The sequence below is a fragment of the Pseudomonas fluorescens genome, assembly GCF_902497785.1.
Taxonomy (GTDB): Bacteria; Pseudomonadota; Gammaproteobacteria; order Pseudomonadales; family Pseudomonadaceae; genus Aquipseudomonas; species Aquipseudomonas fluorescens_BO.
On record NZ_CABVHK010000003.1, the window covers coordinates 406,641 to 430,886 of the forward strand.

Consider the following 24,246-nt stretch of genomic DNA (forward strand, 5'->3'; position numbering starts at 1 on the left):
GCCACCGCGTGGGAATGATCCAGGTCAGGCGGTCAGCCCCGTTGCGCTTCCGCCTCTTCATGGGCATGGCGCAAGCGTTCACGGCTGTTCGTCAGGTGCAAGCGCATGGCCGCCCGTGCGGCATCGGAATCCTGGCGCGCAATGGCGTCGTAAATCTCTTCGTGCTCGCGGCTCAGGCGACCCATGTAATGCTGCTGGTCGTCATGGGCCAGGCGCGCCGAGTTCAGACGCGTGCGCGGAATGATGCTGGTGCCCAGGTGGGTCATGATGTCGGTGAAGTAGCGGTTGCCGGTCGACAGGGCGATCTGCAGGTGAAACTGAAAATCCGAGGCCACGGCATCACTGGCGTGGGCCGCGCTTTCATTGAGGGCGTCCAGTGCAGCGCGCATCAACGCCAGCTGCTCGGCGCTGCGACGTTGCGCGGCAAGGCCGGCGGACTCGACTTCCAGGCTGATGCGCAGCTCCAGAATCGCCAGCACATCACGCAGCGTGACCACGGTGGCCGGGTCGATGCGAAAACCGCTCGGGCTCGGTGTGTCGAGCACGAAGGTGCCGATGCCGTGACGGGTTTCCACCTGCCCGGCCGCCTGCAAACGGGAAATCGCTTCGCGCACCACCGTGCGGCTGACGCCATGGGCATCCATGATCGCCGACTCGGTAGGCAATTTGTCGCCTCGTTTCAGATGACCGTCGCGGATCTGCTCGGACAGCACCGTCACCAATTCCTGAGCGAGGCTGCGGCGCTTGCGAGGGAGGCGTGGTGCGTCGATGAGGTTTTCCATGGTGAACGTCTGTCTCGAAAATTCGGCTGAAACCGCATCATAGCTCAACGCGGTTGTACGATCACCCGCTGAACCGTCGGATGAAATGTCCTGAAACCCCGTAGGAGCTGCCGAAGGCTGCGATCTTTTGATCTTTTGATCTTTAGCGCCATCAAACGCGCTAAAAAAATCAAGATCAAAAGATCGCAGCCTGCGGCAGCTCCTACCTGGGGAGTTGTGTCAGGCCGTGACGGTCTGATCCACCAAATGACCATTGTCGATACGCACAGTCCTGCTCGCTGAAACACCGTAGGAGCTGCCGAAGGCTGCGATCTTTTGATCTTTAGCGCCATCAAACGCGCTAAAAAAATCAAGATAAAAAGATCGCAGCCTGCGGCAGCTCCTACCCGGGGAGTTGTGTCAGGCCGTGACGGTCTGGTCCACCAAATGACCATTGTCGATACGCACAGTCCTGCTCGCTGAAACACCGTAGGAGCTGCCGAAGGCTGCGATCTTTTGATCTTTACCGCCATCAAACGCGTAAAAAAAACAAGATCAAAAGATCGCAGCCTGCGGCAGCTCCTACCTGGGGAGTTGTGTCAGGCCGTGACGGTCTGGTCCACCAAATGACCATTGTCGATACGCACGTGCCTTGGGTGGAAGCGCTTCAAGCTGCTGCGATGCCCGACGCTGACGATGCTCAGGCCCGGGATTTCATCGATCAACGCCTGATACAGCGACGCTTCATCCTCTTCATCCATCGCCGAGGTCGCCTCGTCCATGTACAGCCATTGCGGCGCATACAGCAGCGCACGGGCAAAGGCCAGACGCTGCTGCTCACCGGGCGAGAGCATGCGCTGCCAGTGATTCGCTTCCTCCAGACGCGCCACCAGGTGCGGCAGGCGACAGGTTTCCAGCACATGAACGTAACGTTCGTGGGGATAGGTGTCGCCAGACTGTGGATAACTCAACGCCTCGCGCAAGGTGCCGATGGGCAGGTACGGCTTTTGCGGCAGGAACAGGTAACGCGCCGCCGGCAAACGAATGCTGCCATGGCCCGCCGGCCACAAATGCCCCATCGCCCGGAACAACGTGGACTTGCCACTGCCGGAACGGCCGCTGAGCATCACGCGCTCGCCCTCCTCCACGGTCATGTCGGCATTGGTCAGCAAATGCCGACCGTCTGCCAGATCGAGGCCAAGGTTGTGCACCTTCAACGCATCACCTTGATTCTGCACATCGATCGCCGGCGCCCGCTCTTCGTTGTCGGTCATGGCCTGACGGAAACTCAGCAGGCGATCACAGGTCGCGCGCCACGACGCGAGGTTCTGGTAAGCACTGATAAACCAGCTGAAACTCTCCTGCACGTTGCCGAACGCCGAACTGATCTGCATCAGTTCACCGAGTTCGATCTTGCCTGCGAAGTAACGCGGCGCGGCGACCATGAACGGGAAGATGATGGCGGCCTGGGTGTATCCGGAGGTGAAAAACGTCAGACGCTTGGACACCTTCATGATGTCCCAGAAGTTGTGCCAGACCAGGCCGAACCGATCGCTCAAGCGCCGATTTTCATTGGGTTCGCCGTTGTACAGCGCAATGCTCTCGGCATTCTCGCGAATCCGCACCATGGAAAAACGCAGGTCTGCTTCGAAACGCTGTTGATTGTTGTTGAGACCGATCAAGCGACGCCCGATCAAGTGCGTCAGCCAGCTGCCGATCACGGCGTAGACCAGCACACACCAGAACATGTAGCCGGGAATGGTGAAACCGTAGACCTCGATACTGCCCGACACCCCCCACAGAATGATCGAGAACGACACCAGACTGACCACGTTACGCAGCAAACCAATGCCCAGCTCCAGGGTATTGGAGGTGAAATTGTTGAGGTCTTCGGAAATCCGCTGGTCCGGGTTATCGGTGTAACCGCCCTGCTCCAACTGGTAGTAATTCTTGTGGCCGAGCCAGCGCTTGAAATGTTTTTCGGTGAGCCAGGCCCGCCAGCGAATGGTCAGCATCTGCGTCAGGTACAGCCGGTACACCGCGCCGATAATCGCCACGGCCGCAATCCCGCAAAAATACAGAATCAACCGCCAGAACGCCGCTTCATCCTTTTGTTGCAGGGCGTTGTAAAAATCCTTGTACCAAGTGTTGAACCACACCGAAATCCCCACGCTGAACAATGACAGGGCAATGACCGCGATCAGCAGCGTCCAGGCCTTGACCTTCTCTTCGCTGCGCCAGTAAGGCGTGATCATCGCCCAGACTTTGCGAAAAAACTGCCCGCGCACGGTATCGTTGACCGCGGAATACTCAGCGTTCTGGTTCATGGAAAAGGCTCGATAAAGAAAAGAACAGACACGAACCGATCATAGATGATCGGCTCGGTTTGTCGCGAGGCGTGGCCGGCATTCGTTCAGCGCAGGTTCAGCGACGCACGGGACGCTTCTGCAATTTGCGTTGCAGCGTGCGCCGGTGCATGCCCAGAGCGCGGGCAGTGGCGGAGATGTTGCCTTCGTGTTCGGTCAGCACGCGCTGGATGTGTTCCCACTGCAGGCGGTCCACCGACATCGGGTTTTCCGGCACCAGCGTATCGAGGTCGGCGTGCTCGGAGAGCAGCGCAGCCAGCACGTCATCGGCATCCGCCGGTTTGCACAGGTAGTTGCAGGCGCCGCGCTTGATCGCTTCGACGGCGGTGGCGATGCTCGAATAACCGGTGAGGATCACGACGCGCATTTCCGGGTCGAGCTCGAGCAGTTTCGGCAACAACACCAGGCCCGAATCGCCGTCCATTTTCAGGTCCAGCGCGGCGTAATCCGGTAGGTCGGCCTGGGCGATGGTCAGGCCCTCTTCGGCAGAGCCGGCGGTGCTGACGCGGAAACCACGGCGAGCCATGGCCCGCGCCATCACGCGGGTGAACGTGGCGTCGTCATCTACCAGCAATAAATGCGGCAGTTCTTCGCCTTCGACTTGGATCTCTTCACTCATGTTCGTCTCCTCGGGCGACACGGGGCAGGCGCAGCTCGGTGAGCGTGCCGCCTTCCTCATGACTGTAGAGTTTCACTGAGCCGCCGGCGCGTGTCACGCTGGCCTTGCTCAAAAACAGGCCCAGGCCGAAACCTTTGCCCTTGGTGGTAAAAAACGGTTTACCGATCTGTTCGGCAATCGCCAACGGCACACCGGCGCCGTGGTCGCGAATGCTGATGGTCAAATCCTCGGCATTCCAGTCCAGCGTCACCTGCAGGCCTTCCGGGCAAGCATCGGCAGCGTTGTTGAGCAAATTCAGCAGCGCCTGGGTCAGGTCCGGCGGCGGCGCCATGCGCGGCACGGTGCCCTGGCCCAGGCGCTGGAAGCGATAACTGGCTTCCGGGCGCATCAAGTGCCAGCGGTTCAGCGCTTCATCGAGCCAGTCGGTAACGTCCTGCATCTCCACGGCCAAACGGCGATTGGCTTCCGCTGCCCGAACCAGTTGCTGCAAGGTCTCTTTGCACAGTTTGACCTGATCCTGCAGCACGCTCAGATCGTCCTGCAGCATCGGGTCGTGATGGTCCTGGCGCATTTCCTTGAGCAGCACGCTCATAGTCGCCAGCGGCGTGCCCAGTTCATGGGCGGCGCCGGCGGCCTCGGTCGCGACGGCCAGCAACTGCTGATCACGCAGGCCTTCTTCGCGACGGATAGCGCGTAGCTCCTCCTGCCGGCGCAGCTCTTCGGCCATGCGCGCGGCGAAGAAGGTGATCACCGCCGCCGCGAGGGCGAAGCTCAGCCACATCCCGTAGACCTGCAGGTTTTCCCGGGCAATCGGGAAGGTTTGCAGCGGATAGAAACCCGCCAGCAGCAAGGTGTACAGGGTTAGTGCGATGCCCGACAGAATCACTGAATAACGCCAAGGCAGCGTCACGGCGGCGATGGTCAGCGGCACCAGGTAATAAGAGACGAAGGGGTTGGTCGAGCCACCGGAGAAATACAGCAAGGCGCTGTGGATAAAAAGGTCGCAGGCCAGTTGTACGGCGTATTCAAGCTCGGTGACCGGCCATGAGGTGCGCAGGCGAATCGCCGTGAACGCGCACAACAGCATCGAGCAAGCGAGCGTCGCGGCCAGTTGGAACCAGGGCAACGGCAGCAATTCGAGCCAGTAGGCCAGGCCTACGGAACCGGCCTGCGCGGCCAGCACCAACGTGCGGATGAACGTGAGCCGCCAGAGGTTCTGACGCGTCGCGGAAGTGATTTGAACGGGGGCGAGCATGAGCTCTCCTGATGAGCGCTCCAGGCGGATCGCACGGAGTATAACGAAGCGCGGGGGCTGACAGGCAAAAGTGCGGCAAACCGCCACAGCCATGAGTTCCCTGAAGGTCCCTGTGGTGAGGGGATTTATCCCCGTTTGGCTGCGCAGCAGCCACATTCGATTCGTCTGGATAAATGCGGGGGCGGCTTCGCCACCCAACGGGGATAAATCCCCTCACCACAGATAAATCCATTCACCACAGATAAATCCCCTCACCACAGATAAATCCATTCACCACAGATAAATCACCTCAGTACAGGGCTAGCGCAAGGCATCTGTATAGAAGTTGTAACTGTGCGAACCGGATCATTAAAGCTAGAGTCTGATGGTTTCACGCAGGCTCGGACCCAACCCCTGCGCATCGTCCAAGGAGTTTTCATGCACACATTCCGCCGCAGCGCCGCCCTTCTCGCCCTCAGCGTTGGCACCGTCGCCAGCCTCCCGGCGCTGGCCGCCGATGAGCTTCACTACAACCAGATCTCCCTGCGCGCCGAAGTCAGTCAGGAAGTGGCCCGCGATCTGATGATCGTGACCCTCTACACCGAAGAACAAAACACCGACCCGGCCAAACTCGCCGCGGACGTCAGCACCACCATGAACAAAGCCCTGGCCCAGGCCAAGCAAGTCAAAGACATCACCCTGCGCCAGGGCAGCCGCAACAGCTACCCGATCTACGACACCAAGGGCCAGAAAATCACCGGCTGGCGTGAACGCGCCGAACTGCGCCTGGAAAGCGCCGACTTCGCCGCGCTGTCGAAACTCACCGGCGAACTGCTCACCGACCTGAAAATGGGCGGCATGGACTTCGCCATCGCCACCCCGACCCGCAAGGCTAGCGAAGATGCCTTGCTCAAAGAAGCCGTCAGCGCCTTCAAGGCCCGTGCTCAGCTCGCCACCGATGCGCTGGGCGGCAAGGGGTACAAAATCGTCAACCTGAACCTCAACAGCAACGGTTATCCGCAGCCGTACATGCGCGGGCCGATGATGATGAAAGCCGCCAGCATGGACGCCGCGCCGGTGACGCCGGAAGTCGAAGCCGGCACTGCGCAGGTCAGCATGACGGCGGATGGGGCGATTGAAGTGTTGATGCCTTGACCAACTGACCGCTACACACCCCCCGTAGGAGCTGCCGCAGGCTCGGGCCGCGTTCGGACGATCTTTTGATCTTGAAAAAACAGAAGCAAAAGATCGCAGCCTCCGGCAGCTCCTACGTGGGTATAGATAAGAATCAAAAGATCGCAGCCTGCGGCAGCTCCTACGAGGGTTTAGATAAGTAACACCACGCCTTAACCGGGTGCGCAATGCACCCTGGTTGCCCTCCGTCGGTGCGCGGGTTGCACCGAAAAAAACCCGCGCAAACGGTCAAATGCGCAAGAATTTATACATATGCGACATTAAGGTACGTACGTGCCACTGTTTAAGGCTTGTTGCCATGCAACGTCTTGCATTGGGTATGGCCCCTGCATAAGTATCCGCAGGCACGACTCACGAGGTCGTCCTCAATATTAAAAAATGACAACAATCATGAGGCCACCATGCTTAAACACGCGGTCATTCCGTTTTTAGTCGGCGCCAGCTTGTTAGCTGCCGCACCTTTCGCCCAAGCGGCGACTAACCTGGTGTTCTGCTCCGAAGGGAGCCCGGCCGGTTTTGATCCTGGTCAGTACACCACCGGAACCGACTTCGACGCCTCTGCAGAAACCATGTTCAACCGTCTGACTCAGTTCGAGCGCGGCGGCACCGCCGTGATTCCTGGTCTGGCGACCAAGTGGGACATCTCCGACGATGGCCTGACTTACACCTTCCACCTGCGTGAAGGCGTCAAGTTCCACACCACCCCGTACTTCAAGCCGACTCGCGAGTTCAACGCCGACGACGTGCTGTTCACCTTTAATCGCATGATTAACAAGGATGACCCGTTCCGTAAGGCGTACCCGACTGAATTCCCGTACTTCACCGACATGGCGATGGACACCAACATCGCCAAGATCGACAAAGTCGACGACAAGACCGTCAAGTTCACTCTTAAAGAAGTTGATGCCGCGTTCATCCAGAACATGGCCATGAGCTTCGCTTCGGTGCAGTCCGCCGAATACGCAGCCCAACTGCTGAAAGAAGGCAAAGCCGCCGACATCAACCAGAAGCCGGTCGGCACGGGTCCGTTCGTGTTCAAGAGCTACCAGAAAGATTCCAACATCCGCTTCACCGGCAACAAGGACTACTGGAAGCCTGATGACGTCAAGATCGACAACCTGATCTTCGCCATCACCACCGACCCGTCGGTACGTATCCAGAAGCTGAAGAAGGGTGAGTGCCAGATCACGCTGTTCCCTCGTCCGGCCGACCTGAAAGCGCTGAAAGAAGACAAGACCCTGAAGGTGCCTGACCAGGCTGGTTTCAACCTGGGTTACATCGCCTACAACGTGATGGACAAGATCAAGGGCAGCGATCAGCCGAACCCGATGGCTCAATTGAAAGTGCGTCAGGCACTGGACATGGCCGTCAACAAACAGCAGATCATTGATTCCGTTTACCAGGGCGCAGGCCAACTGGCCGTCAACGCTATGCCGCCAACCCAGTGGTCTTACGACACCACCATCAAGGATGCGCCGTACAACCCTGAGAAAGCCAAAGAGCTGCTCAAGGAAGCCGGCGTCAAGGAAGGCACCGAGATCAACCTGTGGGCGATGCCGGTGCAGCGTCCGTATAACCCGAACGCCAAGCTGATGGCTGAAATGCTGCAGTCCGACTGGGCCAAGATTGGCATCAAGGCCAAGATCGTGACCTACGAGTGGGGCGAGTACATCAAGCGTTCCAAAGGTGGCGAAAACGGCGCGATGCTGATTGGCTGGAGCGGCGACAACGGTGACCCGGACAACTGGCTCAACGTGCTGTTCGGCTGCGACTCGCTGGAAGGCAACAACTTCTCCAAGTGGTGCGACAAGAAGTTCGACGGCATCGTCAAAGAAGCCAAGCGCACGACCGATCAGGGCAAGCGCACCGAACTGTACAAGCAGGCGCAACACGTCCTCAAAGACGCTGTTCCAATGACACCTATCGCTCACTCGACGGTGTTCCAACCCATGCGCAACAACGTGCAGGATTTCAAGATCAGCCCGTTCGGCTTGAACTCCTTCTACGGCGTCAGCGTCAGCAAATAAGATGGACCAACGGCGACGTTTTTAACGTCGCCGTTGCTTTATCTACCGAGAAAGTAGGAAACAGCCTACATCCATTTCCACTGTGTACTACAGCAGCGGAGTCGGACGCGTTGACCTTTCCTACGAGTCTTTAGGACTTTACGCATTTACTGCCAGACCCGTCGCTCATAACGTCGGGACCTGACCAGTGCAGGCGTGGGCTCTCGGTTCTGCTGCATGTCTTGGGCTTGAAATCAATGGTGCCGCCGTGTCCCCGAACGGGGCGGCGGCACATTGACAACACTTAGCGAAAGAGAAAAGGGAGCGTCATGCGCCATACCTTGGTTTTATCCGCATTGCTGGGCACCGGCCTGCTGGCCGCCACTTCCATCAGCCAGGCCGCCAATAACAGCCTGGTGTTCTGCTCCGAAGGCAGCCCGGCAGGTTTCGACACCGCGCAGTACACGACCGCGACCGACAACGACGCCGCCGAGCCGCTGTACAACCGCCTGGCAGAGTTCGAAAAAGGCGCCACCAACGTCGTACCCGGCCTGGCAACAAGCTGGGATATTTCCGAAGACGGCCTGACCTACACGTTTCACCTGCGCGAAGGCGTGAAATTTCACACCACCAAATACTTCACGCCGACCCGTGATTTCAACGCCGACGACGTGCTCTTCACGTTCAATCGCATGCTCGATCCGCAGCACCCTTTCCGTAAGGCTTACCCCACCGAGTTCCCGTATTTCAACGGGATGAGCCTGAACAAGAACATCGCCAAGGTCGAAAAGACCGGGCCGCTGACCGTGGTCATGACGCTCAACAGCGTCGACGCCGCGTTCATCCAGAACATCGCCATGAGCTTCGCCGCGATCCTCTCCGCCGAATATGCTGACCAGTTGGTCGCGGGCGGCAAGCCCAGCGACATCAACCAGAAGCCGATCGGCACCGGGCCTTTCGTGTTCAAGAGTTACCAGAAAGATTCCAACATCCGCTACAGCGGCAACAAGCAGTACTGGGACCCGAGCCGGGTCAAGCTCGACAACCTGATTTTCGCCATCAACACCGACGCGTCGGTGCGGGTGCAGAAGCTCAAGGCCAACGAGTGCCAGATCACGTTGCACCCTCGCCCTGCCGATGTCGAAGCGCTGAAGGCCGACACCAAGCTCAAACTCATCGAGAAGCCCGGTTTCAACCTCGGCTACATCGCCTATAACGTGCGCCACAAGCCTTTCGACCAGCTTGAAGTGCGTCAGGCGCTGGACATGGCGGTGAACAAGCAAGGCATTCTCAATGCCGTTTACCAGGGCGCCGGGCAGTTGGCGCAAAACGCCATGCCGCCGACCCAATGGTCCTACGACGAAACGATCAAGGACGCCGCCTACAACCCGGAAAAAGCCAAGGAATTGCTCAAGGCTGCCGGCGTGAAAGAAGGCACCGAAATCACCCTGTGGGCGATGCCGGTGCAGCGTCCCTACAACCCCAACGCCAAACTGATGGCCGAGATGCTTCAGGCCGATTGGGCGAAGATCGGCCTCAAGGTCAAGATTGTCAGCTACGAATGGGGCGAGTACATCAAGCGCACCAAGAATGGCGAGCACGACGTCAGCCTGATCGGCTGGACCGGTGACAACGGTGACCCGGACAACTGGCTCGGCACGCTGTACAGCTGCGACGCCATTGGCGGCAACAACTACTCCATGTGGTGTGATCCGGCTTACGACAAGCTGGTCAAGCAGGCCAAGATCGTCACCGATCGTGACCAGCGCACCGTGCTCTACAAACAGGCGCAGCAGTTGCTCAAGCAGCAAGTGCCGATCACGCCTGTCGCCCACTCGACGGTCAACCAGCCGTTGAGCGCCAAAGTTGAAGGATTCAAGGTGAGTCCGTTCGGCCGTAACGTGTTCTCGGGCGTCAGTATCGACCAATAACCGATTAGCCAAAACGCTGGGGGCGGATTCCGCCCTCACGCAAGCGTATTGCCGAAATTCGCCTTTCGAGCCCTTGGCAAACGTTTGCGATGCTTGCAACGAGTTGAAAAACCAATAGCCGGATCACCAAAAAAGACCGGCATCAATAAAAAGAAACCCCAAGGAGCTTCACCCATGAAACTGAGCAGCACCGCCTTATTGGCCCTGGCCATCAGCAGCGTCACCGCTACGGCGTACGCAGAAACCCAAAGCCAGGCTATTACCCCGGTGACCGTCAAGGAAAAGAGCGCTCAAAGCGAAGCCACCGGTTTCGTCGAAGGCCAATCGATTACCGGCACGACACGTAACTGGTATGCGAATGAAGACAAACAGCGCGGCGGCACCTACACGTACGAGCGCCACGGGGAAGAACTGACCGGCACGCGCCGCATCAACTGGGTTCAGGGCACCATCCTGAAATACAATTCCGGGTTCACCCAAGGTACCGTGGGACTCAGCACTGAAGTCGCCGCGTACAACGCGATCGCGCTGGACCGTAGCCGTGAAGATATCAAGCGCGGTTCCAATCGCACCTTGGCCCACTCCAACGGTGATGCGGTAGATCAGTGGAGCAAACTCGGTCTGGCGAACGTCAAGGCTCGCGTCTCCAACAGCACCCTGACGGCCGGCCGCCAGAGCTATAGCAGCCCGCAAGTCGATACGATCGGCAACCGTGCGCTGCCTTCGAGCTTCCAGGGCCTGAGCCTGAACATCGGTGAATTGGAAAACCTGACGTTCGATTTCGCGACCTTTGACCGCGTGTCCCCACGTATGGAACAAAGTCAGCAGAAATTCCGCTCCGAATACGGCGACCGCAGCGTAGAGTCCGATCACATCTACACCGGCGGCATCACCTACACCCCATTCTCCAGCCTGACCACCAACCTCTGGGCGACCCAGGCCGAAGATTTCTGGAACCAGTACTACTTCGGCGCCAGTCACGTATTGGGCGACAGCCAGGTACTGAGCCTGACCACCGGCCTGAACTACTACAAAACCCAGGAAGAAGGCAAAGCGCTGATCGGCGACATCGACAACGATACCTACTCGCTGTCGTTCGGCCTGACCCACCAGGCCCACAGCCTGACGTTCTCGTACCAGGAAGTGAACGGTAACGAGTACTTCGACTACCTGCACGAAACCAACGGCATCTACCTGGCCAACTCCCTGCTGTCGGACTTCAACGGCCCGAACGAAAAATCCTTCCAGATCGCCTACGGTCTGAACATGGCCGAATACGGCGTGCCTGGCCTGAAGTTCAACATCTATCAGGCTCGCGGCTGGGGTATCGATGGTACTCACTACACCGGCAATGGCGGCGTAGAGGGTAAAGGCTACGACGGCGTCCAGGAACAGGACGGCGAACACCACTATGAATACGGCATCGGTGCCAGTTACGCGGTACAAAGCGGCCCACTGAAAGCTACCGCTATCCGCGCAACCTACACCACTCACCGTGCCAGCGAAAACCAGTCTGATGGCAGCATCAACGAGTTCCGTCTGGTCACCACCATCCCGTTCAACATTCTGTGATGCACCTGCCAAACGGCTGATTCAGCGATGAATCGGCCGTTCGGCTTTTGTCTTTTAACCGATTGCAGAGGGTTCTTGATGAAAATGCTTCCCCTACGTGCGGCCATCGCGGCCGCGTTGCTGAGTGTCGCGGTTGGCGTCTCGGCCAAACCCCTGGTGGTTTGCACCGAAGCCAGCCCCGAAGGCTTCGACATGGTCCAGTACACCACTGCAGTCACAGCCGATGCGGTGGCCGAAACCATCTTCAACCGTCTGGCGGATTTCAAGCCCGGCACCACGGACGTGATTCCGGCGCTGGCCGACTCCTGGGACATCAGTGAGGACGGGCTGACTTACACGTTCCACCTGCGTAAAGGCGTCAAGTTTCACACCACCGACTATTTCAAGCCGACCCGCGACATGAACGCCGACGATGTGGTCTGGAGCTTCCAGCGCCAGCTGGACCCGAATCACCCGTGGCACAAACTGTCGAGCGTGGGCTTCCCGTACTTTGAAAGCATGGGCTTCAAGGAACTGCTGAAAAGCGTAGAGAAAGTCGACGACAACACGGTCAAGTTCACCCTGACCCGTCGCGAAGCGCCGTTCCTGGCCGACATCGCCATGGCGTTCTCCTCGATCTACTCCGCCGAATACGCCGACCAGTTGCTCAAGGCGAACAAGACCGGCGACCTGAACAACAAACCCGTCGGCACCGGCCCGTTCGTTTTCCAGCGTTACAACAAGGACGCCCAGGTTCGCTTCAAGGCCAACCCGGACTATTTCCGTGGCAAGCCACCGGCTGAGGCGCTGATCCTGGCCATCGCCACCGACAACAACGTGCGCCTGCAAAAGCTCAAGGCCAACGAGTGCCAGGTCGCGCTGTACCCGAAACCGGATGACATCCCGAGCATCAAGAAAGACGCCAACCTGAAAGTCGATGAAATGAACGCGATGACCGTCGCCTACATCGCCCTCAACACCACGCACAAATATTTGAGTGACGTGCGCGTGCGCAAGGCCATCGACATCGCTTTCGACAAGGAAGCGGCGGTCAACGCGTTGTTTGGCAAAGGCAATGCGACGGTAGCGGTCAACCCCTACCCGGACACTTTGCTGGGCTACAACCACAGCCTGAAGAACCCGCCTCGCGACCTCGACAAGGCCCGCGCCCTGTTGAAAGAAGCCGGCGTACCGGAAGGCACCGTGTTTACCCTGTTCACCCGCAACGGCGGCGGCGCAACCAACCCGAACCCGATGCTGGGCGCGCAAATGATGCAGGCCGATCTGGCCAAGGTCGGGATCAAAATCGACATTCGCGTCATGGAATGGGGCGAGATGCTTAAACGCGCGAAGAACGGCGAACACGATATGGTGTCTGCCGGATGGGCGGGCGATAACGGTGACCCGGATAACTTCCTGACGCCTATGCTCAGTTGCGAAGCCGCCAAGAACGGCGAAAACTATGCGCGCTGGTGCAACGACAAGTTCCAGACCCTGCTCGATCAGGCTCGCGCCAAAGTCGATCCGGCTGAACGTGCAGCCTTGTACGAACAGGCCCAGGTTATTTTTAACCAGGATCAACCGTGGATCAGCATCGCACACACTAGAATGTTCACCGCAATGCGCAACAACGTAGAGGGCTATCACATTAGCCCCCTCACCACTAATAACTTCGCCACCACTCAGGTGAAGTAGATAAGAAAACTCCCGGTGTCCCTGACCCCAGGGACACCAGGCACGCCTAACCGGCTGATGAGGTACACCACACGATGTTTAGTTTTATTGCCCGCCGATTGGGGTTGTTGATCCCCACGTTCTTCGGCATCACCTTGCTGACTTTCGCGTTGATTCGCATGATCCCAGGCGATCCCGTTGAAGTAATGATGGGCGAACGTCGAGTCGACCCCGAAATGCATGCTCAGGCAATGGAACGCCTAGGTCTGAACAAACCGCTGTATGCCCAATACCTGGATTACATTGGCAAACTGGCCCACGGCGATCTTGGCGAATCCCTGCGCACCCGGGAAAGCGTCTGGAGCGAATTCTCTTCGCTGTTTCCGGCCACCTTGGAACTGTCCATGGCCGCGCTGTTGTTCGCCGGCATCCTTGGCCTGCTGGCCGGGGTGATCGCGGCACTCAAGCGAGGATCCCTGTTCGACCATGGGGTGATGGGCATCTCCCTCGCGGGTTATTCGATGCCGATTTTCTGGTGGGGCCTGATCCTGATCATGTTCTTCTCGGTGTCCCTGGGCTGGACCCCGGTGTCCGGGCGGATCGACCTGCTCTATGACATCGAGCCGCGCACCGGTTTCATGCTCATCGATACGCTGCTGGCCGACGAGCCTGGCGCGTTCCTCGATGCCCTGCATCACCTGATCCTGCCGGCCATCGTGCTCGGCACCATCCCGCTGGCGGTGATTGCGCGGATGACCCGATCCTCGATGCTCGAAGTGCTGCGTGAAGATTACATCCGCACTGCCCGCGCCAAAGGCCTGTCGCCGTCGCGCGTGGTGTTCGTGCACGGCCTGCGCAACGCGCTGATTCCGGTGCTGACCGTGGTCGGCCTGCAAGTCGGCACATTGCTCGCCGGTGCGGTCCTGACCGAAACCATCTTCTCCTGGCCCGGCATCGGCAAATGGCTGATCGAAGCCATTGGCGCACGGGATTATCCCGTGGTGCAAAACGGCATCCTGTTAATCGCCTGCCTGGTGATTCTGGTGAACTTCGTGGTGGACATCCTCTACGGCTTCGCTAACCCACGCATCCGTCACCAGCGCTGAGATCATGACCATGACCACCCCAATTCCAGCGGTAGCAGTCGATCAAAGCCTGCTGTACCCGTCCCCGTACAAAGAATTCTGGCACGCGTTTTCCCGTAACAAAGGCGCGGTCGCCGGCCTGATGTTCATGATCCTGATCGTGTTCTGCGCGATCTTCGCCCCATGGGTCGCGCCTCATAACCCGAGCGAGCAATACCGTGACTTCCTGCTGACCCCGCCCGCCTGGCTGGAAGGCGGGCAAATCCAGTTCCTGCTCGGCACCGATGAACTGGGCCGCGACCTGCTGTCGCGCCTGATCCAGGGTTCGCGCCTGTCGCTGCTGATCGGCTTGTCGTCGGTGGTGATGTCGCTGATTCCGGGCATCCTGCTGGGTCTGTTCGCCGGGTTCTTCCCGCGCCTGCTCGGCCCGACCATCATGCGTCTGATGGACATCATGCTGGCCCTGCCCTCGCTGCTGCTGGCCGTGGCGATTGTCGCCATCCTCGGCCCTGGCCTGATCAACACCGTGATCGCTATCGCCGTGGTGTCCCTGCCGTCCTATGTTCGTCTGACCCGCGCTGCGGTGATGGGCGAGCTGAACCGCGACTACGTGACCGCTGCGCGCCTGGCCGGTGCGACCCTGCCGCGCCTGATGTTCATCACCGTGCTGCCCAACTGCATGGCGCCGCTGATCGTGCAGGCGACCTTGAGTTTCTCCTCGGCGATTCTCGATGCCGCGGCACTGGGCTTCCTCGGTCTTGGCGTTCAACCGCCAACCCCTGAGTGGGGCACCATGCTGGCTTCGGCTCGCGACTACATCGAACGCGCCTGGTGGGTAGTCAGTCTGCCTGGTTTGACCATTTTGCTCAGCGTGCTGGCAATCAACTTGATGGGCGACGGCCTGCGCGATGCGCTGGACCCGAAACTCAAGAACGCCGCCTGAGGAGATTCAAATGTCACTGTTAGAAATCAAGAATCTCAACGTTCGCTTCGGCGACAAGAACGCCGTTCCGGTGGTCGACGGCCTCGACATTTCCGTGGACAAGGGCGAAGTACTGGCCATCGTTGGCGAGTCGGGTTCGGGTAAATCCGTGACCATGATGGCGCTGATGGGCCTGATCGAGCACCCGGGGATCGTCACCGCTGACGCGCTGAATTTCGACGGCAAGAACATGCTCAAGCTCAGCAGTCGTCAGCGTCGGCAGATCGTCGGTAAAGACCTGGCCATGGTCTTCCAGGACCCGATGACCGCGCTGAACCCAAGCTACACCGTCGGTTTCCAGATCGAAGAAGTGCTGCGCCTGCACCTGAAAATGTCGGGCAAGCAAGCGCGCAAACGGGCCATCGAGCTGCTGGAAAAAGTTGAGATCCCGGGCGCCGCCAGCCGAATGGACGCCTACCCGCATCAACTCTCCGGCGGTATGAGCCAGCGTGTTGCGATTGCCATGGCGATTGCCGGCGAGCCGAAACTGCTGATCGCCGACGAACCGACCACCGCACTCGACGTGACGATTCAGGCGCAGATCATGGACCTGCTGCTGGCGTTGCAGAAAGAGCAGAACATGGGCCTGGTGCTGATCACTCACGACCTCGCGGTCGTGGCCGAAACCGCTCAGCGCGTGTGCGTGATGTACGCAGGCCAGGCGGTCGAGGTCGGTCAGGTGCCGCAGTTGTTCGACATCCCGGCGCACCCTTACAGCGAAGCGCTGCTCAAGGCGATTCCGGAACACAGCCTCGGCGCCACGCGTCTGGCCACGCTGCCGGGTATCGTTCCCGGTCGTTATGACCGGCCGCAAGGTTGCCTGCTGTCGCCACGCTGCCCGTATGTGCAAGAGAATTGCCGCACCCAGCGTCCGGCCCTTGACCCGAAAAGCAACAGCCTCGCCCGCTGCTTCTACCCGCTGAATCAGGAGGTGGCGTAATGGCCGTCGTACTTACCGCCCGCGACCTCACCCGTCACTACGAAGTGTCCCGCGGCCTGTTCAAGGGCCACGCGACTGTGCGCGCCCTCAACGGTGTGTCGTTCGAACTGGAAGCCGGCAAGACCCTCGCCGTCGTCGGCGAATCGGGTTGCGGCAAATCCACCCTGGCCCGCGCCCTGACGCTGATTGAAGAGCCGTCTTCCGGCTCGTTGAAAATCGCCGGACAGGAAGTCGCCGGCGCCGACAAGTCGCAACGCAAGCAATTGCGCAAAGACGTGCAGATGGTGTTCCAAAGCCCGTATGCCTCGTTGAATCCACGGCAGAAAGTCGGTGATCAGTTGGCCGAACCGCTGCTGATCAACACCAGCCTCAGCGCTGCGGAACGCCGCGAGAAAGTTCAGGCGATGATGAAGCAGGTGGGTTTGCGCCCTGAGCATTATCAGCGCTATCCGCACATGTTCTCCGGCGGTCAGCGCCAGCGCATCGCCCTCGCCCGCGCCATGATGCTGCAACCGAAAGTGCTGGTGGCGGATGAGCCGACGTCGGCGCTGGACGTATCGATTCAGGCGCAGGTGCTGAACCTGTTCATGGATTTGCAGCAGGAATTCAACACCGCTTACGTGTTCATCTCGCACAACCTGGCGGTGGTGCAACACGTCGCCGATGACGTGATGGTGATGTACCTCGGCCGCCCGGTGGAAATGGGCCCGAAAAACGCCATCTACGAACGCCCGCTGCACCCCTACACCCAGGCGCTGCTGTCGGCCACCCCGACCATTCACCCGGACCCGAACAAGCCGAAAATCAAGATTGTCGGCGAGTTGCCAAATCCGCTGAACCCGCCGTCCGGCTGCGCTTTCCACAAGCGCTGCCCGTACGCGACCGAGCGCTGCAGCACTGAAGAACCGGCCCTGCGCCTGCTCGACAGCCGCCAGGTGGCTTGTCACTACGCCGAGCAATTCCTCGACGGCGCAGCGTAACGGGTAAACAAAAAACCCTGTGGGAGCGGGCTTGCCCGCGATAGCGTCAAATCAATCGACATTACCGTCACTGACACGCCGCCATCGCGGGCAAGCCCGCTCCCACAGGATATGTGGACTGTTTCCCAACCTCATCTGTCTCAAGTACGCATCATCCGAGGAAGAAGAGGTTTTTTTACCTGCTACTCAAGCCCCTTCATTTTCATCAACATCGGCATCGGGATCCTCGGTGGTCGAGTCGTCATCGCCCGCGCTACCGCCCTGTCCTTGATCACCAGGCTCCGACTCCGACGCGGCAATCATCAGCCCCGAGTGCGTCACCTGCCCGCTCGACGCCTGTTCATCATGATCCGGGCACTCCGCCCACGCGGCAGTCATGCCGAAAGACAGCAGAACCAAAACCTTAAACAACAACAAAACACGCTGAAAAATGCTCATCGCCGCATCCATCCTTTCACAGGTGATACTTCAAAGCCTGACGGTACCGATTGAATCCAGTCCGATAGGCCGGATACTCCAAATAGGATCCTAACGATGCGCGTGAAATGCCATCGGCGGGAAGAACGGTTGGACATAAGGATTATGGCAAATGGTTATTTCACGGCTGAAAAAGATCCCACCCTGTGGGAGCGAGCCTGCTCGCGATGGAGTGTCAATCACCGCAATGTTGGCTGACACACCGCCTTAGCGAGCAGGCTCGCACACAGGGTTATGCGTAACATTACAAAACAGGGGTACCGACATGGATCTGTCTCAAACACTGCTAGAACTCGAACAGTGCCTCCTGTCGCGGTCAACGCGACTCGACGCCGGGGAAATCTCACGCCTGATCGCCGACGACTTCCTCGAGTTCGGCGCCAGCGGCGGCATATGGACCAAAACTGACCTGATCGAGCGATTGCCGGACGAGCTTTTCATCCATCGCACTATCAGCGATTTCACAGTTAAGCCACTCTCAGCACACAGCGCGTTAGTGACCTATCAATGTCACACCGACGCCAGCCACAGCATGCGCAGTTCCATCTGGCGCAGGCAGGAAGAGCAATGGCAGATGGTTTTCCACCAAGGAACATTTGTGCCTCACTGACTGCTGTGGCGAGGGAGCTTGCTCCCGCTGGACTGCGCAGCAGGCCCGTACCGTAAAGGTAAAGCGGGCTCGCTTCGCGAGCCAGCGGGAGCAAGCTCCCTCGCCACAGGATCAGCCGGTTCAGGAGGGACATCGAAGTGCCTGAGTCGGCGTGTAACCAACAAAAAACCCCGGTGCTTTCGCGACCGGGGTTTTGGTTTTGCAGCTCAGCGCTTAGTGATGCTCACGCGTCGCACGGAATTTCACGTCTGGCCAGCGCTCTTCCATCAGCGCCAGGTTAACCCGGGTCGGGGCCAGGTAGGTCAGGTGACCGCCGCCGTCGATGGCGAGGTTTTCCACGGCTTTGACGCGGAACTCTTCGAGCTTCTTCTTATCGCTGCAATCGATCCAGCGCGCGGAGTACACGGTGATCGGCTCATAGGAGCATTCAACCTTGTATTCCTCTTTCAAGCGGCTGGCGACCACATCGAACTGCAGCACACCGACGGCGCCAAGGATGATGTCGTTGCTGCGCTCGGGGAAGAACACCTGGGTCGCGCCCTCTTCCGCCAATTGCTGCAAGCCTTGGCGCAGTTGCTTGGATTTCAGCGGGTCACGCAGGCGCACGCGGCGGAACAGTTCCGGGGCGAAGTGCGGGATGCCGGTGAAGCCGAGGACTTCGCCTTCGGTGAAGGTGTCGCCGATCTGGATGGTGCCGTGGTTGTGCAGGCCGATGATGTCGCCGGCAAACGCTTCTTCCAGTTGCTCACGCTCGGAGGAGAAGAACGTCAGCGCGTCGCCGATCCGCACGTCTTTGCCGGTGCGCACGTGGCGCATCTTCATGCCCTTCTCGTATTTGCCGGAGCAGATACGCATGAAGGCGATACGGTCGCGGTGTTTCGGGTCCATGTTCGCCTGGATCTTGAACACGAAACCGGCGAATTTCTCTTCAACCGGCTCCACGGTGCGCTCGTTGGCCACGCGGGCCAGCGGTTTCGGCGCCCAGTTGACCACGGCGTCGAGCACGTGATCGACACCGAAGTTGCCCAATGCAGTCCCGAAGAACACCGGGGTCAGTTGACCGTCGAGGAATTCCTGTTGATTGAATTCGTGGCAAGCGCCCTGCACCAGCTCCAGTTGATCCACAAAGCGGTCGTACTCGTCACCCAAATGCGCCCGGGCTTCGTCGGAATCGAGCTTCTCGATGATTTTCACATCAGTGCGCTCGTGGCCGTGACCGGCGGTGTAGACAATGATGTAGTCGTCGGCGAGGTGATAAACGCCCTTGAAGTCGCGGTAGCAACCGATCGGCCAGGTGATCGGCGCAGCCTTGATCTTCAACACCGCTTCGATCTCGTCGAGCAGTTCGATCGGGTCGCGGATGTCGCGGTCGAGTTTGTTGATAAAGCTGACAATCGGCGTGTCACGCAGACGGCAAACGTCCATCAGCGCGATGGTGCGTGGCTCGACACCTTTACCGCCGTCGAGGACCATCAAGGCCGAGTCCACCGCCGTCAGGGTGCGGTAGGTATCCTCGGAGAAGTCTTCGTGGCCCGGGGTGTCGAGCAGGTTGATCATGTGTTCGCGATACGGAAACTGCATGACCGACGTGGTAATCGAGATACCCCGCTGCTTTTCCATTTCCATCCAGTCGGACGTGGCATGGCGGTCGGACTTGCGCGACTTGACCGTGCCGGCAACCGCAATCGCCTTGCCCATCAGCAGGAGCTTCTCGGTGATGGTGGTTTTACCGGCATCGGGGTGGGAAATAATGGCGAAAGTGCGGCGTTTCGCGACTTCGGCGGCCTGTTTGGTCATGGGAAATCGCCTGGCGGTGATTCAAAAAAGGGCGGCGAGTATAGCGCAAACCGATCCCTCCGAGCCACCGCTCGGCCCTTCGTAGGAGCCGGCTTGCTGGCGATGGCATCACTTCGGTGTATCTGGCAGACCGAGGCGCGCCCATCGCCAGCAAGCCGGCTCCTACAGGGACGTGGTCGGACATCAAGGGTGGCTATATGCCGAGAAATATGGAACCTTTTAAAAGGTGGAGGCGTCCACTCCCCTGTTACAGCTCTCGTAGCAGGGTTTGAAAAATCTGCAAGTTAGCCTGACGAGGCTGCGCTTATGGCTCGCAAGCCGTACGCCTCCCCCCCTGTAGGAGCGAGCTTGCTCGCGATGGACGTCAACGATAACGCTGGGTACCTGAATGTACGCGTTGTCTGAACCTTCTTCGCGAGCAAGCTCGCTCCTACAGGGAAAGGCGCTCGGCATGAGCTGCTTCTCGCGAACGTTGATGTCCGGCAGCCAGGAATGGCATGCCACACGGGACTGCGTTCGCCGACAAAGAAAAAGGAGTCTGCCTGTGGCTATTCGCTATGGCAAAGGGCTGATAGGAGGTGCGGTTGTCGTCGCCCTTCTGGCCTTGCTGGTCCACTGGATCGGCATCAACACGATCGAACATTACCGCGACGATTTGTTGTTTTACCTGCAAGCTCATTTGATTCTCGTCCTCGCGTCCATGCTGGCCGCCCTCGTTGTGGGCATCCCCGCCGGCATCCTTCTCAGCCGCCCGACCATGGTTGGCCGCGCTGAACGCTTCATGCAAATCTTCAACATCGGCAACACCGTGCCGCCTCTGGCCGTGCTCGCGATCGCCTTGGGCATCCTCGGCATCGGCAGCGGCCCGGCGATTTTCGCCCTGTTCCTCGCCTCGCTGTTGCCGATCGTGCGCAACACCTATGAAGGCCTGAAAAACGTTCAGGGGTCACTCAAGGAAGCCGCCGTCGGCATCGGCATGACACCGGCTCAAGTGTTGTGGCGAGTCGAACTGCCGAACGCCGTGCCGATCATCATCGGTGGTGTGCGCGTGGCATTGGCGATCAACGTCGGGACCGCACCGCTAGCGTTCCTGATTGGTGCCAACAGTTTGGGCAGCCTGATTTTCCCCGGCATCGCCCTGAACAATCAGCCGCAACTGCTACTCGGTGCGGCCTGCACCGCCCTGCTGGCCTTGCTGCTCGACGGCCTGGTGACACTCACCAGCCGCCTCTGGCTCGAACGCGGCTTGCGCCCGTCTTAAGCCTCGGCAAAGGAATTTTTATGAAAAACGTTAGCTTGTTACTCGGCTGCGTCCTGCTGTTCGCAGGATTTGCCCAAGCCGCTGAAAAACCGGTGATCCGCATCGGCGCCCGGGTGTTCACTGAACAAACCCTGCTCGCTGAAATCACTGCCCAATACCTGCGCACCAAGGGTTACGACACGCAAGTGACCGGCGGTCTGGGCAGCAACCTTGCTCGCAGCGCCCAGGAAAGCGGGCAGCTGGACTTGATGTGGGAATACACCGGCGTGTCGCTGGTGGCTTACAACCATGTCACCGAAAAGCTCGACAGCGCTCAGTCCTACGCCAAGGTGAAAGAACTCGACGCGAAAAAAGGCCTGATCTGGCTGACCCCGTCGAAGTTCAGCAACACCTACGCACTGGCCCTGCCGGAAAAAACCGCGAAGGCCTACCCGCAGATCAACACCATCAGCGAGCTGAACACGGTGCTGAAGGCTGAGAAAAAGACCAATCACCTGGTCGCGCTGGACACCGAGTTCGCCAACCGTTCCGACGGCCTGGACGGCATGGTCGACCTTTACGGGATGAACCTGACCCGCAAAAACATCCGTCAGATGGACGCCGGGCTGGTCTACACCGCCCTGCGCAACGGTCAGGTGTTTGCCGGTCTGGTCTACACCACCGACGGTCGCCTCAACGCCTTCAAGCTCAAGTTGCTCGAAGACGACAAGCACTACTTCCCGGACTACACCGCCGCGCCAGTGGTGCGTCAGGTTTACCTCGATGCCCATCCGCAACTGGCAGAAGAGATCAAGCCACTGGCCGAATTGTTCGATGACGAAACCATGCGTGCGCTGAATGCGCGGGTGGATGTCGATCACGAAAGCCCTTCATCGGTTGCCGCCGATTTCCTGCGCCAACACCCAATCAACTAAGGAGGAAAAGTCATGGAATTTCTCAACGCCTTTTCCCATCTCGACTGGCCGCTGGTGCTGCACCTGACGTGGCAGCACATCACGCTGGTCGGCATCGCCGTGACGCTGGCGATTCTGGTCGGCGTGCCGCTCGGCATTTTGATGACGCGCTTTCCGACCCTCGCCGGCCCGTTGCAGGCCAGCGCCACGGTGCTGCTGACCGTGCCGTCGATTGCCCTGTTCGGCCTGCTGCTGCCGTTCTACTCGAAATTCGGCCAGGGCCTCGGCCCGATGCCGGCCATCACTGCAGTGTTTCTCTATTCGCTGCTGCCGATCATGCGTAATACCTACCTCGCGCTGACCGGCGTCGAACCGGGCATTCGCGAAGCCGCACGCGGCATCGGCATGACCTTCGGCCAGCGCCTGCGCATGGTCGAACTGCCAATCGCCGTGCCGGTGATCCTCGCCGGCGTGCGCACCGCCGTGGTCATGAACATTGGTGTCATGACCATCGCCGCGACCATCGGCGCCGGTGGCCTCGGTGTACTCATTCTCGCTTCCATCAGCCGCAGCGACATGTCGATGCTGATCGTCGGCGCCGTGCTGGTCAGTCTCCTGGCCATCTTCGCCGACCTGCTTCTGCAATGGCTGCAACGCACGCTGACTCCAAAAGGACTCCTGAAATGATCGAACTTCAAAACCTCAGCAAGACCTTCCAAAGCAACGGCAAAGACGTGAAAGCCGTGGACTCGGTCAGCCTGACCGTCAACGAAGGCGAAATCTGTGTGTTCCTCGGGCCATCGGGTTGCGGCAAAAGCACCACGCTGAAAATGATCAACCGCCTGATCAAACCGACCTCGGGCAAAATTCTGATCAACGGCGAAGACACCACCGACCTCGACGAAGTGACCCTGCGGCGCAACATCGGTTATGTGATCCAGCAGATCGGTCTGTTCCCGAACATGACCATCGAGGAAAACATCACCATCGTTCCGCGCCTGCTGGGCTGGGATAAACAGAAATGCCACGACCGCGCCCGCGAGTTGATGAGCATGATCAAGCTTGAGCCCAAGCAGTACCTGACGCGCTACCCGCGTGAACTGTCCGGCGGCCAGCAACAGCGGATCGGCGTGATTCGTGCCCTGGCGGCAGATGCGCCGTTGCTGTTGATGGATGAGCCGTTCGGCGCGGTCGACCCGATCAACCGCGAGATGATCCAGAACGAATTCTTCGAGATGCAGCGCGCGCTGAACAAGACCGTGATCATGGTCAGCCACGACATCGACGAAGCCATCAAGCTGGGCGACAAGATCGCGATCTTCCGTGCCGGCAAGCTGTTGCAGATCGATCACCCGGACACCCTGCTGGCGCACCCGGCGGACGACTTTGTCAGCAACTTCGTTGGCCAGGACAGCACGCTCAAGCGTCTGTTGCTGGTGAAGGCCGAAGACGCGGCGGACAACGCGCCGTCCGTCAGCCCGGAAACCCCGGTGGCCGAGGCCATGGAGTTGATGGATGAGCATGACCGCCGTTACGTGGTGGTTACCGATGCCGAGAACAAGGCCCTCGGTTATGTACGACGTCGCGACTTGCTCCGTCAGACCGGCACCTGCGTGCAATACCTGCGCGAGTTCAACGCCACGGCGGCGTACGACGAGCATTTGCGCATTCTGTTGTCGCGGATGTACGAGTTCAATCGCTCGTGGTTGCCGGTGATGGATGCCGAGCGGGTATTCCTCGGGGAGGTGACGCAGGAATCGATTGCCGAGTATTTGAGCTCCGGCAAGTCCCGAGGCGGCAAGACCAGCATTGTTTCGCCTGCCGAAACAGCATTGGCCTGAGTTCAGAGGCTTGGAAAAACCTGTGGTGAGGGGATTTATCCCCG

20 protein-coding genes are annotated in these 24,246 nt (G+C 59.3%); 14 read left to right on the forward strand and 6 right to left on the reverse strand.

The window, feature by feature from the left end; genetic code table 11:
* Positions 1 to 32: 32 nt before the first annotated feature.
* The 4 genes from F8N62_RS06920 to F8N62_RS06935 form a co-directional block, all read right to left on the reverse strand.
* Entirely contained in the window at positions 33 to 782 is a 750-nt protein-coding gene (locus F8N62_RS06920) for a FadR/GntR family transcriptional regulator (protein ID WP_150710241.1), read from the reverse strand.
* 578 nt (positions 783 to 1,360) lie between these two features.
* Entirely contained in the window at positions 1,361 to 3,088 is a 1,728-nt protein-coding gene (locus F8N62_RS06925) for an ABC transporter ATP-binding protein/permease (protein ID WP_150710242.1), read from the reverse strand.
* A gap of 97 nt (positions 3,089 to 3,185) precedes the next feature.
* Positions 3,186 to 3,746 (reverse strand): response regulator transcription factor, encoded by a 561-nt coding sequence (locus F8N62_RS06930; RefSeq protein WP_092273358.1) that lies wholly within the window; start codon positions 3,744 to 3,746, stop codon positions 3,186 to 3,188.
* Positions 3,739 to 5,001, reverse strand: a complete 1,263-nt coding sequence (locus tag F8N62_RS06935; RefSeq protein ID WP_150710243.1) for an ATP-binding protein — start codon at positions 4,999 to 5,001, stop codon at positions 3,739 to 3,741. The genes F8N62_RS06930 and F8N62_RS06935 overlap by 8 nt, the downstream gene beginning before the upstream one ends.
* 417 nt (positions 5,002 to 5,418) lie before the next feature.
* On the opposite strand from F8N62_RS06935, the gene F8N62_RS06940 reads away from it, so the two are divergent.
* The 9 genes from F8N62_RS06940 to F8N62_RS06980 all read left to right on the forward strand — a co-directional run bounded on the left by F8N62_RS06940 (position 5,419) and on the right by F8N62_RS06980 (position 17,323).
* Complete coding sequence (locus tag F8N62_RS06940) at positions 5,419 to 6,135, forward strand: SIMPL domain-containing protein (RefSeq protein ID WP_150710244.1); 717 nt, start codon at positions 5,419 to 5,421, stop codon at positions 6,133 to 6,135.
* A 440-nt stretch (positions 6,136 to 6,575) separates the two neighbouring features.
* Positions 6,576 to 8,201, forward strand: a complete 1,626-nt coding sequence (locus F8N62_RS06945) for an ABC transporter substrate-binding protein (protein ID WP_150710245.1) — start codon at positions 6,576 to 6,578, stop codon at positions 8,199 to 8,201.
* Positions 8,202 to 8,509: 308 nt separating this feature from the next.
* Positions 8,510 to 10,111: an ABC transporter substrate-binding protein gene (locus tag F8N62_RS06950; RefSeq protein WP_150710246.1), complete on the forward strand. Its 1,602-nt coding sequence runs from the start codon at positions 8,510 to 8,512 to the stop codon at positions 10,109 to 10,111.
* A gap of 174 nt (positions 10,112 to 10,285) precedes the next feature.
* Positions 10,286 to 11,683, forward strand: coding sequence for an OprD family porin (locus F8N62_RS06955; RefSeq protein ID WP_150710247.1), 1,398 nt, complete (start codon positions 10,286 to 10,288; stop codon positions 11,681 to 11,683).
* Between the two features lie 78 nt (positions 11,684 to 11,761).
* Complete coding sequence (locus F8N62_RS06960) at positions 11,762 to 13,357, forward strand: ABC transporter substrate-binding protein (protein WP_150710248.1); 1,596 nt, start codon at positions 11,762 to 11,764, stop codon at positions 13,355 to 13,357.
* Between the two features lie 74 nt (positions 13,358 to 13,431).
* Entirely contained in the window at positions 13,432 to 14,442 is a 1,011-nt protein-coding gene (locus F8N62_RS06965; protein WP_150710249.1) for an ABC transporter permease subunit, read from the forward strand.
* A gap of 10 nt (positions 14,443 to 14,452) precedes the next feature.
* On the forward strand, positions 14,453 to 15,364 hold the full coding sequence (locus F8N62_RS06970; RefSeq protein ID WP_150710250.1) for an ABC transporter permease subunit: 912 nt from the start codon (positions 14,453 to 14,455) through the stop codon (positions 15,362 to 15,364).
* A gap of 10 nt (positions 15,365 to 15,374) precedes the next feature.
* Positions 15,375 to 16,343, forward strand: a complete 969-nt coding sequence (locus tag F8N62_RS06975) for an ABC transporter ATP-binding protein (RefSeq protein WP_150710251.1) — start codon at positions 15,375 to 15,377, stop codon at positions 16,341 to 16,343.
* Positions 16,343 to 17,323, forward strand: a complete 981-nt coding sequence (locus F8N62_RS06980) for a peptide ABC transporter ATP-binding protein (RefSeq protein WP_150710252.1) — start codon at positions 16,343 to 16,345, stop codon at positions 17,321 to 17,323. Before F8N62_RS06975 ends, F8N62_RS06980 begins: the two co-directional genes overlap by 1 nt.
* Positions 17,324 to 17,509: 186 nt before the next feature.
* Here F8N62_RS06980 and F8N62_RS06985 read toward each other — a convergent pair whose 3' ends face one another.
* Positions 17,510 to 17,761, reverse strand: coding sequence for a hypothetical protein (locus F8N62_RS06985; RefSeq protein WP_150710253.1), 252 nt, complete (start codon positions 17,759 to 17,761; stop codon positions 17,510 to 17,512).
* Between the two features lie 304 nt (positions 17,762 to 18,065).
* Between F8N62_RS06985 and F8N62_RS06990 the strand changes: the two genes are divergently transcribed.
* The gene (locus F8N62_RS06990; RefSeq protein ID WP_150710254.1) at positions 18,066 to 18,410 is read left to right on the forward strand and encodes a DUF4440 domain-containing protein; all 345 of its coding nucleotides are present in this window, start codon (positions 18,066 to 18,068) and stop codon (positions 18,408 to 18,410) included.
* A 213-nt stretch (positions 18,411 to 18,623) separates the two neighbouring features.
* Here the strand turns inward: F8N62_RS06990 and F8N62_RS06995 are convergent, their stop codons facing one another.
* Entirely contained in the window at positions 18,624 to 20,207 is a 1,584-nt protein-coding gene (locus F8N62_RS06995; protein ID WP_150710255.1) for a peptide chain release factor 3, read from the reverse strand.
* Positions 20,208 to 20,751: 544 nt separating this feature from the next.
* Here F8N62_RS06995 and F8N62_RS07005 point away from each other — a divergent pair.
* Genes F8N62_RS07005 through F8N62_RS07020 form a run of 4 tightly spaced genes read left to right on the forward strand, consistent with a single transcriptional unit; the run spans position 20,752 to position 24,202 of the window.
* A complete protein-coding gene (locus F8N62_RS07005; RefSeq protein WP_150710257.1) occupies positions 20,752 to 21,468 on the forward strand; it encodes an ABC transporter permease in 717 nt (238 codons plus the stop codon).
* A 20-nt stretch (positions 21,469 to 21,488) separates the two neighbouring features.
* A complete protein-coding gene (locus F8N62_RS07010; RefSeq protein ID WP_150710258.1) occupies positions 21,489 to 22,382 on the forward strand; it encodes a glycine betaine ABC transporter substrate-binding protein in 894 nt (297 codons plus the stop codon).
* 12 nt (positions 22,383 to 22,394) lie between these two features.
* Positions 22,395 to 23,048, forward strand: coding sequence for an ABC transporter permease (locus tag F8N62_RS07015; RefSeq protein ID WP_007942812.1), 654 nt, complete (start codon positions 22,395 to 22,397; stop codon positions 23,046 to 23,048).
* Complete coding sequence (locus tag F8N62_RS07020; protein ID WP_150710259.1) at positions 23,045 to 24,202, forward strand: betaine/proline/choline family ABC transporter ATP-binding protein; 1,158 nt, start codon at positions 23,045 to 23,047, stop codon at positions 24,200 to 24,202. The genes F8N62_RS07015 and F8N62_RS07020 overlap by 4 nt, the downstream gene beginning before the upstream one ends.
* Positions 24,203 to 24,246 lie beyond the last annotated feature (44 nt).